The organism is Streptomyces sp. NPDC096040 (genome assembly GCF_040303265.1).
In the GTDB taxonomy this organism is placed as follows: domain Bacteria; phylum Actinomycetota; class Actinomycetes; order Streptomycetales; family Streptomycetaceae; genus Streptomyces.
The window spans coordinates 140,708-156,981 of record NZ_JBEOTA010000012.1 but is presented as its reverse complement, the minus strand read 5'-3'; the positions used below and the strand labels follow the sequence as shown (position 1 = coordinate 156,981).

The window sequence follows — 16,274 nt, the reverse complement described above, 5'->3', positions numbered from 1 at the left end:
ACGTACCGGAAGGAAGCACACGTATGACACCCGCACCGTCCGCACCGCGGACCACCCGCACCGAACCGGACCCGTACACCCTCGTCGCCCCCTGGGCGGACGAACTCAACCACGACGTCGAGGAGTGGGACGCCCTAGCGGAGTTCCCCTGGGAGAAGTGGAAGACGATCCAGCGCTCCGGGCTGCTCACCGTGCCGTTCGAGACGCAGTACGGCGGCCGTGGTGGCACCCTGACCGACACGATGCGCGCCCTCGAGGGGCTCGGGCGCACCTGCCGCGACGCTGGCCTCGGCTTCTCCGCCTCCACGCAGATCGTCAGCGTCGGCGTCCCGCTGCAGGCGTTCGGCTCCGAGGAGCTCAAAGCCCGCTTCCTGCCCCGGATCGTCACGGGCGATCTGATCACCGCGCACGCCATCACCGAGCCGGGCAACGGCTCCGACGCCCTGAACATCTCCACCACCGCGAGCAGGGACGGCGACGACTACGTCATCGACGGCGGCAAGACGTTCATCACCAACGCCCCGATCGCCGACCTCTTCCTGCTGTACGTACGCACCGGAAAACCCGGTCCGTTCGGGCTGAGCGTCTTCCTGGTCGAGCGGGACACGCCCGGGCTGAGGGTCGGCGAGCCGCTCGGCAAGATGGGGTTGCGCACCTCCCCGCTGAGCGAGGTGACCTTCGAGCAGCTGCGCGTGCCCGCCGGCCGGCGCATCGGCCAGGAGGGCGCCGGCTTCCTGATCCTGGACCATGTGATGAAGCGGGAGATCCTCTTCTCCTTCTCCCTCACGCTCGGCGAGATGGAGCACCGACTGGAGCGAGTGCTCAAGTACGCCAAGTCCCGCCGCCAGTTCGGCGAGCCGATCGGCACCTTCCAGGGCGTCGCGCACAAGATCGCGGACATGAAGATCGCGGTGGAGACCGCCCGCAAGTGGCTCACCGACACCGGCGCGAAGGTGGAGTCCGGCCAGGACGCCGCGATCGACGTCGCCGCCACCAAGACCGTGGTCAGCGAGGCCAACAAGCGCACCGCGCTCGACGCCGTCCAGATCTTCGGCGGCCAGGGCTATCTCACCGCCACCGGTATCGAGCGGGACGTCCGCAACGCGGTCGGCGGAACCATCTACTCCGGCACCAGCGAGATCCAGCGCAACCGCATCGCCTCCCTCCTGGGCCTGTGAGCCGGGAGCTGACGAAAGGGTCACCATGAACGCACTCACGCCGGACGACCTGCGACGGCTCACCGCCCCCACCGACTTCCTCGATCACGAGAGCGAGCCGGTCCAGTCCTTCGTCGACGAGGCGGTCACCGACCGGGGCGCGGACAAGCGCCGGCTGGCCGTCGAGCTCTACTACGCCGTCCGTGACGACGTCTTCTACGAGGTGTACGGGGCCGACCTGTCCGAGCAGGGCCTGCGGGCCAGCCACACCGCGTCCACCCGCAAGGGCTTCTGCCTGCACAAGTCGGCGCTGTACGCGGCGGCCTGCCGGGCCGTCGGCATTCCCGCCCGCGTCCACTACGGCGATGTGCGCAACCACCTCGCCTCCGACCGGCTGCGCGCCCACATCGGCGGGGACGTCTTCTTCCACGGCCTCAACTCCGTTCACCTGGACGGCAAGTGGGTCAAGGCCACCCCGGTGTTCAACAAGATCCTGTGCCGGCTGTACGGGATGAAGCCGCTGGAGTTCGACGGCACCGCCGACAGCCTGCACCACCCCTTCGACGACCAGGGCCGCCAGAGCATGGAGTTCCTGGCCGACCACGGCGGCTTCGACGACGTCCCCTACGAGTTCGTGATGGCGAACATGCGCCGCAAGCACCCCGGCTTCCTCAACGCCACCGGCACCGGCACGGTCCGCGGCGGCTCGCTGGCCGCCGAGGCGTCCGCCTGATGCGGCCCCACGACCCCGACGACGAGGAGACACGGAGATGAGCACCATCCGAGCGCAGAAGGACGGCTGGGAGGCGCGGGCGCGCATCGGCGTGGTCGTACCGCACGCGGACGTCGGTCCGGAGTCGGAGTTCCAGGCGATAGCACCCGAGGACGTGTCCGTGCACGGCTCGCGCGTCCACTTCGGCGCGATGCGGGCCGGCGGTGAGATGGACCCGAAGATCCCGCACGACCCGGTGCGGGCCTTCGTGGAGCCACCGCACATCGACAACGCGGTGGAGCTGCTGGCCGCCTCCCCGCTCGACGCGATCGCGCTCGGCTTCACCAGCTCCGCCTACGTCCTCGGCGCGGGCGGCGAGAAGGACCTGTTCGCCCGGCTCGCCCGGTTCACTCGCGGACTGCCGCTCACCGGCACCACCGTGGCGGCCGTCGCCGGCTTCACCGCGCTCGGCGCCCGCCGGATCGCCCTCGTCAACCCGCCGTGGTTCGACGACCGGCTGTCCGGGCTCGGCGCCGACTACTTCACCGAACAGGGCTTCGAGGTCATCCACCACGGCCCGTGCGGGCTGCCCAGCAACCAGAAGCTGATCACCCCGGAGGCACTCTCCGGGTGGATCCGCACCACGGTCGCCGGGCACCGGCCCGACGCCGTCCTCGTGGCCGGCAACGGCATCCGCGCGGTGGGCGTCGTCGAAGCCCTGGAGCAGGAACTGGACTTCACGGTCCTGACCGCCAACCAGGTCCTGTTCTGGCACGCACTGCACCTGGCCGGAGCGGCCGGAGCGGCCCGCGGGATCACCGGGTACGGGCGGTTGTTCGGCACCGAGCCGCCGGGCGGCGCGGCATGAGCCTGCTGGCGGCCGACGGGCACGTGGCCCTGTTCGTCACCGACGAGGGGGACGCCCGCCGGGTCCCCCTCGTCTGCTGGCGCGACGACGGCACCTCCGTCCACGGCATGGTCCTCTACCGGGGCGCCCTGCGCCGGGCCGAACACGTCCCCGGTTTCCGCCGCTACGCCCACCCCTTGGAGGACGACACGCCCGTGCCCCGCAGGGACGCTCCGTCCGCCCCCGAACCGGCACCCAGGTGACCCAGCCGTCGCACACGTCTGTGATCACGGCCCACCACGACAGCCTGTACTTCTACCGCAACCACGCGGGTGTCACCGCGCGCCAGAACGCCGTCGACCACGGCCGGGGCGACCGGCTCGCCGAGGCGCTGCGGCGCGGTGACCTCAAGGCGATCCGGTTCGCGCCGGGGCAGAACCTCCGTGCTCCGGACGACCAGTGGGACGTGGAGCTGTACGACCTCGCCCGGGATCCCGGCGAGGAGCACGACCTCGCCGCCGCCCGGCCCGCCCAGGCGGACGCCCTGGTGAAGCTGATGCGTGAGTCGTGGGCGCCGGTGTACCCGCGCAAGCCCTTCGGTGTGACCCTCGAAGTCAGTGGCGGGGGAGCGGAGTTCACGGTCATCGCCACCCTCGCCAACGGCTCCGCGCGGTCATGGAACGCGGCCCGGCGCACCCTCGACGCCCCGAGCGGCTGGGTGGTCCACGCCCGGGACGCGGCCGGCGTGGCCCGCCTGGACCCGGGCGAGCGCCTCACGGCACACTGGCGGGTCACTCCTCCCCAGGTCTCCACCGCCACAACCCTCATCTGCCGGGGCACGGCCCACCACGAGGACGACGAGCTGACGTACACGGCGTCGACGGCCCTCGGCTGACCCACGTCACGTCTCCGCCGGGCCCCGATCCGGTCACATGGCGGGAGCGGGCCCGTCCGCCGTCACCCGGCCGCGCTACCCGGCCTGTTCCGGCTGCCAGCCCAGTGCGCGGGAGATCCCGCGGGCCGCCAGCCGTACCGCCGGGACCAGCGCCGGTACCTGGGCATCGACCTGGGGCACCACCACCGAGACGGCCGCGACCACCCGCCCCGCCGCCCCGCGCACCGGAGCCGCCACCGACAGCGCGTCGTCGGTCACCTGACGGCTGCTCACCGCGACTCCCATGCGCCGCACCTCGGCCAGCGAGCGGCGCAACCGGCCCGGATCCGTGATGGTGTACGGCGTGAAGGCGGGCAACGGACCCGCGCAGTACTCCTGCTGGAATCCGGGTGTCTCGTGCGCGAGCAGGGCGAGGCCCACCCCCGTCGCGTGCAGCGGCCAGCGGGCGCCCACCCGGATCTGCACACCCACCGCCGAACGCCCCGACAGCCACTCGATGTAGACGACCTCGGAGCCGTCCCGCACCGCCAACTGCACGTTCTCATGGGTGGCCTCGTACAGGTCTTCCAGATACGGCAGCGCGACCTGGCGCAGCGCGAGACCCCGGGGTGCCAGCGCGGCCAGCTCCCAGAGCCGCAGCCCCACGTGGTAGAGACCGTCCGCGTCCCGCTCCAGCGCGCCCCACTCGGTGAGCGCGCCGACCAGTCGGTGGGCGGTGGTCAGGGAGAGCCCGGCCCGGCGGCTGATGCCGCTCAGGCTGAGCGCCGGATGCCCGTGGTCGAACGTGGCCAGCACCGCCAGGAGCCGGTCGGGCGCGGAGCGGGCGGCGGCGGTCATGGCCGGTCGGCGACGCGCAGCAGCAGTTGGTGGAGCGTCTGGCGTTCGGCGGGGTCGAGCGGGCCCAGCAGATCGTTCGTGACCCGCTGGCCCGCCTCGTCGGTGTCCCGCAGGAAGGCGCGACCGGCCTCGGTGAGGACGACGATCCGGCTGCGGCGGTCGTCGGGGGAGGGGCGCCGCTCGGCGAAGCCCAGCTTCTCCAGGTCGTCGACCAGGCCGACGATCGCGCTCGGGTCGTAGCCGAGCCGGGTGCTCAGCTCTCGCTGGAGGGCGCCCTGCGAGGTGGCGAGGAAACGCAGCACCGCGTAGTGGCGCAGCCGCAGCCCCGACTCCTGGAGGAACGTGTTGAAGAGCTGGCCGGAGCGCAGACCCAGGCGGTACAGCAGGTAACCCGTGTCCGCGTGCAGCCCGCGCATCCACGGCTCGTCCGCGTCGATCGAGGTCGGGTTATCGGTGTGCTGGCGGGTGATGGCGGTCTCCCTGGTCCGGGCCCCGGTGGCGGGGCGGTCGCTGGCGCAGATCCCAGCATGACGCAACCGTGGAGCGGCAACAACTATTGACGGCAACAATTATTGCTCTTAGCTTCGATCTCGGAGCCGCACCCGCCGTACCTGCGGCGCGGCCCCGTCGTACCTGAGAAGCCGCACCGTCGTACCCGAAGGGACACCGCCCGTGCCCAGCATCGATCTCACCGGCAAGGCCGCCGTCGTCACCGGCAGCGGCCGGGGCCTCGGCCTCGCCTACGCCCACGCACTCGCCGCCCACGGCGCCTGCGTGGTCGTCAACGACGTGGACGAGGCCGTCGCCGAGCAGGCCGTGAAGTCCATCACCGAGGCCGGCGGCACCGCCGTCGCCGAGGTGGTCCCGGTCGGGACGAGCGAGGCCGCGGACCGGCAGGTCGCCCGGGCCGTGGCGGAGTTCGGCCGGCTCGACATCCTGGTCACCAACGCGGGCATCCTGCGCGACCGGGTGCTGTGGAAGATGACCGACGACGACTTCGACGCCGTGATCACCACCCACCTCAAGGGCACCTTCACCTGCGCCCGCGCCGCCGCGGTACGCATGCGTGAGCAGGGCGAGGGAGGCACCCTGATCCTGGTCGGCTCCCCGGCCGGCCAGCGCGGCAACTTCGGCCAGACCAACTACGCCGCCGCCAAGGCCGGTATCGCCGCCATGGCCCGCACCTGGTCGATGGAGCTGGGCCGGGCGGGCATCACGGTCAACGCGATCGTCCCGGTGGCCGCCACCGCGATGACCGAGACCATCCCCGCCTTCGCCCCGTACGTCGAGGCCATGAAGAACGGCGAGCCGCTACCGGACTTCCTGCGCAAGGGGGAGGGCTTCGGCACCCCGGAGGACTGCGCGGCCCTCGTCCCCTTCCTCGCCTCCGAGGCCGCCCGCTCCATCACCGGCCAGGCCATCGGCATCGGTGGCGACAAGGTGGCACTCTGGTCGCACCCCCAGGAGATCCGGGCCGCCTACGCCGACGGCGGCTGGACCCCGGACACCCTGGCCGACGCCTTCCCCACCTCGGTCGGCGCCGAACTCCAGACGGTCGGCATCCCGGCGCCCAAGCTCCCGGAGGCGTGATGGACATCGAGGCACTGACGGCGATCGACGTCCACACCCACGCCGAGGTCTCCTCAAAGGGCCACTCCTCCCTCGACGACGACCTGCACGACGCCTCCTCCGCCTACTTCAAGGTCGAGGGAAAGCGGAAGCCGACCATCGAGGAGACCGCCGCCTACTACCGCGAGCGGAACATGGCCGCCGTGATCTTCACGGTGGACGCCGAGTCCGCGACCGGCACCGCCCCCGTACCCAACGAGGAGGTCGCCGAGGCCGCCGCCGCCAACGCGGACGTGCTGATCCCCTTCGCCTCCGTCGACCCCTTCCGGGGCAAGGCGGGGGTCCGGCAGGCCCGCCGCCTGGTCGAGGAGTACGGGGTGAAGGGCTTCAAGTTCCACCCCAGCATCCAGGGCTTCTTCCCGAACGACCGCGCGGTGGCGTACGGCCTCTACGAGGTGATCGAGGAGACGGGCGGCATCGCCCTCTTCCACACCGGGCAGACCGGCATCGGCGCCGGCGTCCCGGGCGGCGGCGGGATCAGGCTGAAGTACTCGAACCCGCTGCACGTGGACGACGTGGCGGCCGACTTCCCGCATCTCAAGATCATCCTTGCGCACCCCTCCTTCCCCTGGCAGGACGAGGCGCTCGCCGTCGCCACCCACAAGCCGGGCGTGCACATCGACCTGTCCGGCTGGTCGCCGAAGTACTTCCCGCCGCAGCTGGTGCAGTACGCCAACACGCTGCTCAAGGACAAGGTCCTGTTCGGCTCCGACTTCCCCGTCCTCACCCCCGACCGGTGGCTCGCCGACTTCGCGCAGCTGCCGATCAAGGACGAGGTCCGGCCGAAGATCCTCAAGGAGAACGCCGCCCGTCTGCTCGGGCTGACCAAGGCATAAGGGGCCGAGATGCGCAACGAGGGACTGGGGTCGTGGCCCGCACGCCGGGCCCGCAAGACCCCGCACCGCACGGCGCTGGTACACGGTGAACAGTCCGCCGACTACCGCACGTTGTACACGCGCACCACCCGCCTCGCGCACGCCCTGCGCGCCCGGGGTGTCCGCCGCGGCGACCGCGTCGCCTACCTCGGCCCCAACCACCCCGCCCACCTGGAGACCCTGTTCGCGGCCGGCACCCTCGGCGCGGTCTTCGTCCCGCTCAACACCCGCCTCGCGGGCCCCGAGATCGCCTACCAGCTCGCCGACTCCGGCGCCAAGGCCCTGCTGTACGGCCCCTCGCACGCCGGTCTCGTCGCGGGCCTGCCCGGCACCACCGACGTCCGGATGTACGTCGAAGTGGGCTCCGAGTACGAGGAGTTGCTGGCGTCGGCGGCGGACGACCCGATCGACGAGCCCGTCACCCCCGACGACACCTGCATCATCATGTACACCTCGGGGACGACCGGCCGCCCCAAGGGCGCGATGCTCACGCACTCCAACCTGACGTGGAACGCCGTCAACGTCCTGGTCGACACCGACCTGATCGCCGACGAACGCGCCCTGGTCTGCGCCCCGTTGTTCCACACGGCGGGCCTCAACATGCTCACCCTGCCGGTCCTCCTCAAGGGCGGCACCTGTGTCCTGGTCGAGGGCTTCGACCCGGAGACCACCCTCGACCTGATCGAACGGCACCGGATCACCTTCATGTTCGGGGTGCCGACCATGTTCGACCAGGTGGCCCGCCACCCGCGCTGGCCGGACGCCGACCTCTCCTCCCTCCGCATCCTCACCTGCGGCGGCTCCCCGGTGCCGACCCCGCTGATCGCGGCCTACCAGGAACGGGGGCTGACCTTCCTCCAGGGTTACGGCATGACGGAGGCCTCGCCCGGCACCCTCTTCCTCGACGCCGAGCACGCGATCAGCAAGGCGGGCTCGGCGGGCGTGCCGCACTTCTTCAGCGACGTACGGGTGGTACGGCCCGACCTGACCTCGGTCGACGTCGACGAGCCCGGGGAGGTCATGGTCCGCGGCCCCCATGTCATGGCCGGTTACTGGGGGTTGCCGGAGGAGACCGCGGCCTCCTTCGCGGACGGCTGGTTCCGCAGCGGGGACGCGGCCCGGGTCGACGAGGACGGTTACGTCTTCGTCGTCGACCGCCTCAAGGACATGATCATCTCCGGTGGCGAGAACATCTACCCCGCCGAGATCGAGGACCTCCTCCTCGCCCACCCCGACATCGTGGAGTGCGCGGTCATCGGCGTACCGGACGACAAGTGGGGCGAGGTGCCGCGTGCGGTGGTCGTCCCCCGCGAGGGAGCCGTCCTCGACCCCGACGAGGTGCTGGCCTCCCTGTCCGGCCGCCTCGCCAAGTACAAGCTCCCGAAATCGGTGGTGCTCACGGAGGAACTCCCGCGCACCGCCTCCGGAAAGCTCCTCAAGTCCCGTGTGCGCAAACGCTACGGCTCCACCAACTCATAGCTAAGGAAAGCGACATGAGCGTCACCGTCAACGGCCTCGACGAACTGAAGAAGCTCGCCGGGAGCGACCTGGGCACCAGCGACTGGATCGAGGTCACCCAGGACCGTATCGACACCTTCGCCGACGCGACCGGCGACCACCAGTGGATCCACGTCGACCCCGAGCGCGCGGCCGAGGGCCCCTTCGGCGCCCCGATCGCCCACGGCTATCTCACCCTCTCCCTCTTCATCCCCCTGTTCACCGAGCTGCTGGACGTCCAGGGCGTGACCACGAAGGTCAACTACGGCCTGAACAAGGTGCGTTTCCCGTCCCCGGTGAAGGCAGGCTCCCGCATCCGCCTGGCCGCCCGGCTGGCGGAGGTCGAGGACGTGCCGGGCGGGGTGCAGATCGCCGTGGACGGGACGATCGAGATCGAGGGCGGCACCAAGCCCGCCGCCGTACTGCGGAGCCTGTCGCGGTTCTACGCCTGATCCGTACGCAAGGTGGGCGAATGGACGACGAGTCGTCAGGAACCCACCACGTCCACGAAGACGGGGTTGGAATAGAACCATGTGTCCGCCCACGGGTCGCCGTTCCCCGGTTCGTGGGTGATCGGGCCGTGCGGGTCGATCGACGCGCCCAGGTAGCCCGCGCCGTTCCGCTTGCCGTCGCTGCCCCGCAGCCGGACGTAGAAGGACTCGTCGCCCGCGGTGAGCGGGATGCGCAGGGTGTAGGTGCCCTTGCGGCCGGACACGTCCTTCGTCTGGACGACCCTGGTGTCGGGCGCCTGCCAGGTGTCACGGTCGGCGACCGTGCCGCGCACCGCACCCCGGATGACGTCCACGTGCGCCAACCCGGGCAGGATGCCCTGGGCGTTGACCCGGGACGCGGTCGTCACCGTCACGTTCAGGGTGATCCGCTCGCCCCTGCGGACGCGCAGCCGGCCGCCGAGGGTGACGCCGTTGCCGTGGTCGCGGTCCCGCTTCAGACGGACGTCGAGGCCGTCCAGCAGATGGCCGTGGTCCAGCCAGACCCGGCCCGCGCGCAGGCCCGCCATCACCGCGCGGTAGCCGTAGCGGGTGACACCGACGTGGGTGCGGCTGAACTCGCCGGGCCAGAAGTCGCTGCCGGGCTGCGGGGTGTCGGTGTTCACCGGGTCGGGCAGCTTGCCGGTGTTGTCGAAGTTCTGCCCCGGCAGCCAGTCGCCGTTCTTCCAGGTGTCGAAGACCGTGCGGTGGTTGTCGGAGTTCGTGGTGATGGTGAACAGGCGACCCTCCGCCAGCATCGCGTCCCACAGGCCGCCCACCGTCGCCGTGGCCCAGTCGAAACCGCCGTACGTCAGGTACGCGTCCGCCGGGTAGCCCGCCCAGGACTGGGCGGAGGGCTTGTTCTCGTACTCGCCGCGGATCGAGGTGGCGCCGCGCCAGCCGGGGATCGCGGCACCCTGGGCGCCGGGCGCGCCCTCCATGCCGATCATGATCTCGGGGGCGGCGTCCCGCCAGTTGCGCATCTCGTGCGGCGAGTCGATGCCGAGCCGCAGCGGGTGGTTGGCGAGGACGAGGACGTCGTCGACACAGCCCGTACGGCGCTGCTCGGCCAGCCACTGGATGGCCTTGACGGCGTGGGCCTCGTTGCGGGCGGTGTCCGTGGCGCCGGCGGACCCCTCGGTGTAGCCGAGCAGCTTGCCGTCGTAGGCCAGCTCGAACCGGGTGAGCAGGTCGGTCTCGTGGGGGCCCGGCGCGGCGAACACCGTGCAGTGCTCGGCGGCCGGGATGTACCACTCCAGGCCCTGGTAGATCAGCTGGCGCGGGTTCTCCCGGCGGGCCTTGAGGATCTCCGCGTACTCCATCTTCGCGCCGTAGGAGGCGTGCCCGAAGTTGGAGTGCTCGTTGAACACCATCCAGTCCAGGCCGTACCGGGCGGCGGCCTGCGCCTGCTGCGAGAACGTGTACTTCGCGTCGTGGCTGTACACCGAGTGGACGTGGTGGTCGCCGACCAGGTAGGCGAGGCGGGGGTCGTTGCCGCCGAAGCCCCGTCCGGTGGAGGCCGGCGCGGGGGTGGCCGCCGACCCGAGGGCGAACGCGGCGCCGAACAGGCCGGCCCGGCGCAGGAGTCCGCGTCTGGACACGCCCTGGGCGTCCAGGTCGGCGGGGGAGACGGCAGGATCGGCCCAGGTGGGCAGCTGCTGCTCGGTCATGATGATCCTCGTAACAGGAGTCAGTGGTTCATGAAGGACGAGACGGGCAGCGCCCGGGAGACGATCCGGACGTCGCCGAGGCGGCCGTGCAGGATCTGGTCGATCCTGTCCGCGTACTCGTAGCCGCCGAGCAGCCAGGGCTTCCCGGACGAGGCGATGCCGATCGCGGCGGCGTGCGGGTTGCGGGCGACCGGGCAGCCCTGCACGTACATCGTCGTGTGCCGTCCGTCGTTGACGACGGCCAGGTGCCACCAGGTCTCGCGGGCGGTCTCGTCGCCCCAGTTGGTGGCCAGCTGCTGCTGGTTGAGCGGGTGCACCGCCCACTGCGCGCCCGGCCCGTCGGAGATGGAGAGAGTGGCGAGGGGCTCGTCCGGGTCGTCGGTGACCGTGCCGACCGAGCCGTTGCGCCCCGTACGGCTGACCAGACCGGACCAGGCGTTGTGCGAGGCGTCCCAGTCGGCGGGCAGCCAGTAGAACGCCTCGATGGTGTAACCGTCCTTGAACGTCGCCGAGTTGAGCGGAGCGCCGTCGATCGTCCTCAGGTACGCGCCCTTCAGCGGCGACTTGTAGCCGGTGAACTCCAGGCTGCCGTGGCCCGGCTGGTCCGGGTGGTGGTCCGACGACCAGCCGAGCGTGCCGCCGCCCACCGAGACCACGGTGAGGTCGTTGCCGTTGCCGGACAGGTCACGGACCGTGCCGGAGACCGCCGAGTCGAACCGCCAGTAGGCGGCCGTGCCCCGTACCAGCAGCTGCGAGGCGGGCCGCGCCGGACGGACCGGCACCGGGGCGAAGCCCTCGAAGCGGGCGGCGAAGTCGATGTCGACGGAGAAGCGGTCCCCGTCGCCGCTCAGCTCCATCTCCTGCCGCTCCAGCTCGTTGAGGCCCTTCTTGGCCCGGCCGAGGATCCACGGCGAGACCGTCTCCACGTCGATGACGTCACGGTCCAGGTCGAAGTGGTAGAGGCGGATCATCGCCGCGCCGCCGAAGTAGCGGTTCTGGTAGTTCGTCAGGTGCAGATGTACGTCGTTGCCGGCGGCGTTCTTGCGGGTCGCGCGGCGGGCCGGCCAGAAGTGGCCGTTCAGAGTGAGGAAGATCTGGTCGTGCTCGTTGATCAGCTGGTCCCACAGCTGCTGCCCGTACGACGACAACTCGTCGTCGTCCACGACCAGTTCGTGCGTGGTGAGGATGACCGGCGTCTTCGGGTGCTGCGCGATGACGTCCTTCGCCCATGCGTAGCCCTTCGCCGACAGCCGCCAGTCCAGCGCGAGGACGAGCCACTCGCGCCCGGCCGCCCGGAACAGGTGGTAGGTGTTGTAGCCGTCCGAAGAGGCCCCGCCGAACGTGGGCCTGCCCTTGAAACGCTGCGGCCCGAAGGCGTCCAGGTACGGCGTCGAGCCCCGCTGGTCGTCCGTGGACGACCTGATGTCGTGGTTGCCGGCCAGCACGCTGTAGCCGACCCCGCGCCGGTCCAGGATCCCGAACGCCTCGCTGATCGCGGCGAACTCCTCCTCGGCGCCGTTCTGGGTGAGGTCGCCCAGGTGGGACAGGAAGACGATGTTCTCGTCGGACGCACCGCCCTGCTCCAGGAGATACCGCAGCGATGCCTCGATCGGCGCCGGGTTGATGCTCGGCCCGTCGAAGAGGTACTGGGTGTCGGGCATCACCGCGAGGGTGAAGCGACGGCTCTCCGGGTCGGGGCGCCGGCCGGAGCCGGAGGACGCCTCGGCGACGGCCGGCAGCGTGACCCCGGCGGTGGCGGCGGCGCCGAGCAGCGCGGTGGCCCTGAGGAAGTTTCGTCTGCCGGCTCCGGCCTGCGCGGCCTCGCCCTGGACGTGGTCATGCGACGTACACACGTGTGCTCCGTGGATAAGGAGAAGTGACGGCGAAGGGCGTGGGGGATCTCAGAGGACGCGCAGGGTCCAGCTCCAGCGGTGGACGCCCGGTGCGACGAGGTAGGAGGGGAAGGTGTCGGGACCGCACGAGGCCGTACCCAGGCCCCGGTGTGCGGCGTCGATGTGGACCACACAGCCGGCCCGCGGTACGAGTTCGTCGTGGTGCGTGACGGCGGTGAGATCCTCGGCGCGGTAGCGGGTGACGGAGACCTGGCGGGGCTCGTCCAGCTCGACCGCGAGTCCGGTGGCGTCCGGCGCCGACAGCGTGAACCGCCGTACGCCATGGCGGCCGCCGCTCTCCTGAGGCCGCAGATACGGGGTGAACAGCTCGTCCACGGGTACGCAGTGGTGGCCGACCGGGGCGCCGGCGGCACGGTCCGGGTACGACTCCCAGGGACCCTGACCGAACCACTCCAGCAGATCGAGCCCGGCCACCGTCTCGAAGACCGAGCCGACCCGGGCCACGTCGTCGAACTCCGCGGGCAGCTCGGCCGACTCCTCGACCCGGATGCCGCCCTCGACCGGGACGAACTCCTGCCGGTGCCGTACGACACCGACCGTACCGGCGTACTCGGCCACCACGGCCAGACGGTCGCCGTCCCGGCGCACGGAGACCACCTTGCGCACCAGCTGGTCCAGGCCCCAGGCCCGCCAGCGCAGCGCGATCCCGCCCAGCTCGTCGTTGTCCGTGGGTGCCCGCCACAGCGACAGCGTCGGAGCGGCGGTCAGCAGCGGGTGCCGCAGCAGACCCTCGCCGTCCACCTCGACGGCCGGTCCCACCGGCACCGGCTCCCCGGCGGTGGCCGCCGCCCGGATCCGGATCTGCGGCGCGCAGATCTCCGTACCGGCCGGCGCCCACGCCAGGTCCTCGGCGGTCCTCACCCGCAGCGTGAGCCACGCCTCGCCACCGTCCGCAGGCACCTCGAAGGGAAGCGGTACGGCCGCGGTCTCACCGGGGCACAGCTCGGGCAGCTCGGCCGGGCCGGTCAGGGTACGGCCGTCGGCCAGCGCCAGCTCCCAGGTGCCCGTCAGCCAGTCGAAGCCCCGGAAGTGCTGGTGGTTGGCGAGCACGATGCCCTCGTGCCTGAAGCACCGGATGCGGACCGGCGCCGCGATCTCCCGGTGCTCGTACATCGCGGGCTTGGGCGTGCGGTCGGGGAAGACCATCCCGTCCGCGACGAACGCCCCGTCGTGCAGGGCCTCGCCGAAGTCGCCGCCGTACGCCCACCGGTGGCCGGGCGCGGCGACACCGTTGTCGTACAGCCCGGCGCCCGCGCGCCCGACCGGTCTTCCATCGCTCACCCGCTGGAGAATTCCGTGGTCCCAGAACTCCCAGATGAACCCGCCCTGAAGACCCGGAGTGGACTCGATGGCAGCCCAGTGGTCGGCCAGCGTGCCGTTGCTGTTGCCCATGGCGTGCGAGTACTCGCACTGGATCAGCGGTTTCGTCTGCTCCCCGGACAGCGCGTGCGCCACACACTCCTCCAGCGGCGCGTACATCGGGCAGGCGATGTCGGAGGCCACGTCCGGGTCCGCCCAGCCGCGCTTGGCCGCCCCCTCGTACTGGATCGGCCGGGTCGGATCGTGCCGCCGCACCCAGCCCGCCGCCGCGTCGTGGTTCGCCCCGTAGTCGGACTCGTTGCCCAGCGACCAGACGATGACCGACGGGTGGTTCTTGTCGCGCAGCACCATGCGCGAGACCCGGTCCACGAAGGCGTTCAGATAGCGCGGGTCGTCGGCGATCTCGTGCGCGTGGTCATGGGACTCGATGTCGGCCTCGTCGACCACATAGAAGCCCAGCTCGTCGGCGAGGTCGTAGAGCGTGGGGTCGTTCGGATAGTGCGCGGTGCGGATCGCGTTGAAGCCGAACCGCTTCAGCAGCACCAGGTCCGCGCGCATGTCGTCGTACGACACCGTCCGCCCGGTGAGCGGATGGAAGTCGTGCCGGTTCACGCCCCGGATGAACACCCGCTCGCCGTTGACCAGCAGGTCCCGGCCGGTGATCTCGACGTCCCGGAATCCGATGCGGTGGTAGGACGAGTCGGCGACCGTGCCGTCCGCGCGGTGCAGCCGGACGGTCAGCCCGTACAGTTCGGGCTCCTCCGCGTTCCAGGTGCGCACCTCGGGCACGGTCGCGCGGATGCGGGCCTCGCCCAGGAAGTCGGAGACCCGGTCGTCCTCGGCGTTGAGCCGGTCGAACTCGGCGTCCTGCGCGAGGAGGAGTTCACCGTCCAGGTCGCCGGTGACATACCAACCGTCCGGCAGCGCACCGCCCTTGTCCCGTACGAGGCAGTCCACCCTCAGCTCGCCGTCCCGTCGCGCCCGCACGGTCACGTCCGCGAGATGCAGCGGATCCGTTGCGTACAGCAGGACCGGGCGGGTGATCCCGCCGTGCCACCAGTGGTCCTGGTCCTCGATGTGCGAGGCGTCCGACCACTTGACCACGGTCAGCCGTACGACCGACCGCTCGCCGGGGCGTACGACTTCGGTCAGGTCGAACTCGGCGGCCAGATGGGAGTCCTTGGAGATGCCGACGGGCCGTCCGTCCACATGGACGAGGAGCACGCTCTCGGCGGCGCCGACCTGGAGGACGATCCGGCGGCCGGTCCAGTCGGCGGGGATGTCCAGGGGCCGTTCGTGGACACCGGTGGGATTGGCGGCGGGCGACGACGGCGGGAACTCCGCGAACGGCATGCGGACGTTGGTGTACTGCGGACGGTCGTCCGTGTCCTGCATCGTCCAGACGCCCGGGACGAAGGCGGTCGACCACATGGCGTCGACCGTCGCCGCGCCCGGAGCCGGCAGCAGCTGGAAGCGCCACTCGCCGTCCAGGGACAGGGCGCCCGGACGACGGTCGACGGCGTTCATCGGCAACCGCCCCCAGGAGGTCACCTCGGGTGCCTCCCAGGGGCGGACGGCCACCAGCGGGTCCGTCACTTGATGGCTCCCTTGGCCAGGTCGCCGATGATCTGGCGGGCGCCGATCGCGAACACGATCAGCAGGGGGACGAGGGCGAGAAGTGCGCCGGTCATGACCATTCCGTAGTCGGTGGTGCCATGGGTGCCGTTGAGCTGGGACAGCGCCACCTGGAGGGTGACGTTGTCGGGGTTGGTGAGGGCGATCAGGGGCCAGGCGTAGTCGTTCCACTGGCCCATGAAGGTGAAGATGCCGAGGAAGGCGAGGCCCGGCCGGACCACCGGGAGGGCCACGTGCCAGTACTGGCGGAGGAAGTTGGCGCCGTCGATGCGGGAGGCGTCGAGGAGCTCGTCGTGGATGGCGCCCTTCATGTACTGGCGCATCCAGAAGATGCCGAACGCGTTGGCCGCCGCCGGCACGATCAGCGAGGTCATCGAACCGATCCAGCCCAGCTTCGCCATGATCACGAACTGCGGTATGGCCGACAGCTGGGCCGGCACCATGAAGATGACCATCAGCAGGGCGAACAGCACGTTCTTGCCGGGGAAGGCGAACTTGGCAAAGACGAAGGCCGCCAGCGAGTCGAAGAAGAGGACCAGGAAGGTCACCGAACTCGCGACCAGCAGTGAGTTCCACATCGACCCGAAGAAGTCGATGTTGTCGAAGAGGCCGCGGGCGTTCTCCAGGAGGTGCGGACCCGGCAGCAGCTTCGGCGGGTAGGAGAAGATCTCCGACGACGTGTGCGTCGACATGATCACGGCCCAGTAGAACGGGAAGGCCGAGAGCAGCAGACCGATGACGAGTACGGTGTGCAGCGCGATGCCCCGGCTGCGCGTCCCCTTGATGGATGCCATGGTGT

At 70.9% G+C, this 16,274-nt stretch carries 15 protein-coding genes; 9 read left to right on the top strand and 6 right to left on the bottom strand.

Annotated features, from left to right (window positions below; translation table 11 throughout):
* The first annotated feature begins 23 nt into the window (after window positions 1-23).
* Genes ABTY98_RS18515 through ABTY98_RS18495 form a run of 5 tightly spaced genes read left to right on the top strand, consistent with a single transcriptional unit; the run spans window position 24 to window position 3,611 of the window.
* Entirely contained in the window at window positions 24-1,178 is a 1,155-nt protein-coding gene (locus ABTY98_RS18515; RefSeq protein WP_352221974.1) for an acyl-CoA dehydrogenase family protein, read from the top strand.
* Window positions 1,179-1,203: 25 nt separating this feature from the next.
* On the top strand, window positions 1,204-1,890 hold the full coding sequence (locus tag ABTY98_RS18510) for a transglutaminase-like domain-containing protein (protein WP_352221973.1): 687 nt from the start codon (window positions 1,204-1,206) through the stop codon (window positions 1,888-1,890).
* A 37-nt stretch (window positions 1,891-1,927) separates the two neighbouring features.
* Window positions 1,928-2,737, top strand: coding sequence for a maleate cis-trans isomerase family protein (locus ABTY98_RS18505; RefSeq protein WP_352221972.1), 810 nt, complete (start codon window positions 1,928-1,930; stop codon window positions 2,735-2,737).
* Window positions 2,734-2,979 (top strand): DUF6253 family protein, encoded by a 246-nt coding sequence (locus ABTY98_RS18500; RefSeq protein ID WP_352221971.1) that lies wholly within the window; start codon window positions 2,734-2,736, stop codon window positions 2,977-2,979. Before ABTY98_RS18505 ends, ABTY98_RS18500 begins: the two co-directional genes overlap by 4 nt.
* Window positions 2,976-3,611: an NEW3 domain-containing protein gene (locus tag ABTY98_RS18495; RefSeq protein ID WP_352221970.1), complete on the top strand. Its 636-nt coding sequence runs from the start codon at window positions 2,976-2,978 to the stop codon at window positions 3,609-3,611. The genes ABTY98_RS18500 and ABTY98_RS18495 overlap by 4 nt, the downstream gene beginning before the upstream one ends.
* Before the next feature lie 75 nt (window positions 3,612-3,686).
* On the opposite strand, the gene ABTY98_RS18490 is transcribed toward ABTY98_RS18495, so the two are convergent.
* Entirely contained in the window at window positions 3,687-4,448 is a 762-nt protein-coding gene (locus tag ABTY98_RS18490; protein WP_352221969.1) for an IclR family transcriptional regulator, read from the bottom strand.
* Window positions 4,445-4,864, bottom strand: a complete 420-nt coding sequence (locus ABTY98_RS18485; RefSeq protein WP_352222061.1) for a MarR family winged helix-turn-helix transcriptional regulator — start codon at window positions 4,862-4,864, stop codon at window positions 4,445-4,447. The genes ABTY98_RS18490 and ABTY98_RS18485 overlap by 4 nt, the downstream gene beginning before the upstream one ends.
* 256 nt (window positions 4,865-5,120) lie before the next feature.
* Here ABTY98_RS18485 and ABTY98_RS18480 point away from each other — a divergent pair, with 256 nt between their 5' ends.
* From ABTY98_RS18480 to ABTY98_RS18465, 4 genes are read left to right on the top strand one after another with little or no spacing between them, the layout of a single operon-like run.
* A complete protein-coding gene (locus ABTY98_RS18480; protein ID WP_352221968.1) occupies window positions 5,121-6,038 on the top strand; it encodes an SDR family NAD(P)-dependent oxidoreductase in 918 nt (305 codons plus the stop codon).
* Entirely contained in the window at window positions 6,038-6,913 is an 876-nt protein-coding gene (locus ABTY98_RS18475) for an amidohydrolase family protein (protein ID WP_352221967.1), read from the top strand. The genes ABTY98_RS18480 and ABTY98_RS18475 overlap by 1 nt, the downstream gene beginning before the upstream one ends.
* A 9-nt stretch (window positions 6,914-6,922) precedes the next feature.
* Entirely contained in the window at window positions 6,923-8,431 is a 1,509-nt protein-coding gene (locus ABTY98_RS18470) for an acyl-CoA synthetase (RefSeq protein ID WP_352221966.1), read from the top strand.
* A gap of 14 nt (window positions 8,432-8,445) precedes the next feature.
* Window positions 8,446-8,901 carry a MaoC family dehydratase gene (locus ABTY98_RS18465; RefSeq protein ID WP_352221965.1) on the top strand — a complete coding sequence of 152 codons (456 nt, stop codon included), beginning with the start codon at window positions 8,446-8,448 and terminating at the stop codon, window positions 8,899-8,901.
* A gap of 35 nt (window positions 8,902-8,936) precedes the next feature.
* Here ABTY98_RS18465 and ABTY98_RS18460 read toward each other — a convergent pair whose 3' ends face one another.
* The 4 genes from ABTY98_RS18460 to ABTY98_RS18445 are packed head-to-tail and all read right to left on the bottom strand — an operon-like array spanning window position 8,937 to window position 16,269.
* Window positions 8,937-10,607: a PHP domain-containing protein gene (locus ABTY98_RS18460; RefSeq protein ID WP_352221964.1), complete on the bottom strand. Its 1,671-nt coding sequence runs from the start codon at window positions 10,605-10,607 to the stop codon at window positions 8,937-8,939.
* Window positions 10,608-10,627: 20 nt separating this feature from the next.
* Complete coding sequence (locus tag ABTY98_RS18455; protein ID WP_352221963.1) at window positions 10,628-12,460, bottom strand: LamG-like jellyroll fold domain-containing protein; 1,833 nt, start codon at window positions 12,458-12,460, stop codon at window positions 10,628-10,630.
* A 48-nt stretch (window positions 12,461-12,508) separates the two neighbouring features.
* Window positions 12,509-15,436, bottom strand: a complete 2,928-nt coding sequence (locus ABTY98_RS18450; RefSeq protein ID WP_352221962.1) for a glycoside hydrolase family 2 TIM barrel-domain containing protein — start codon at window positions 15,434-15,436, stop codon at window positions 12,509-12,511.
* Complete coding sequence (locus ABTY98_RS18445) at window positions 15,433-16,269, bottom strand: carbohydrate ABC transporter permease (protein WP_352221961.1); 837 nt, start codon at window positions 16,267-16,269, stop codon at window positions 15,433-15,435. Before ABTY98_RS18445 ends, ABTY98_RS18450 begins: the two co-directional genes overlap by 4 nt.
* Window positions 16,270-16,274 lie beyond the last annotated feature (5 nt).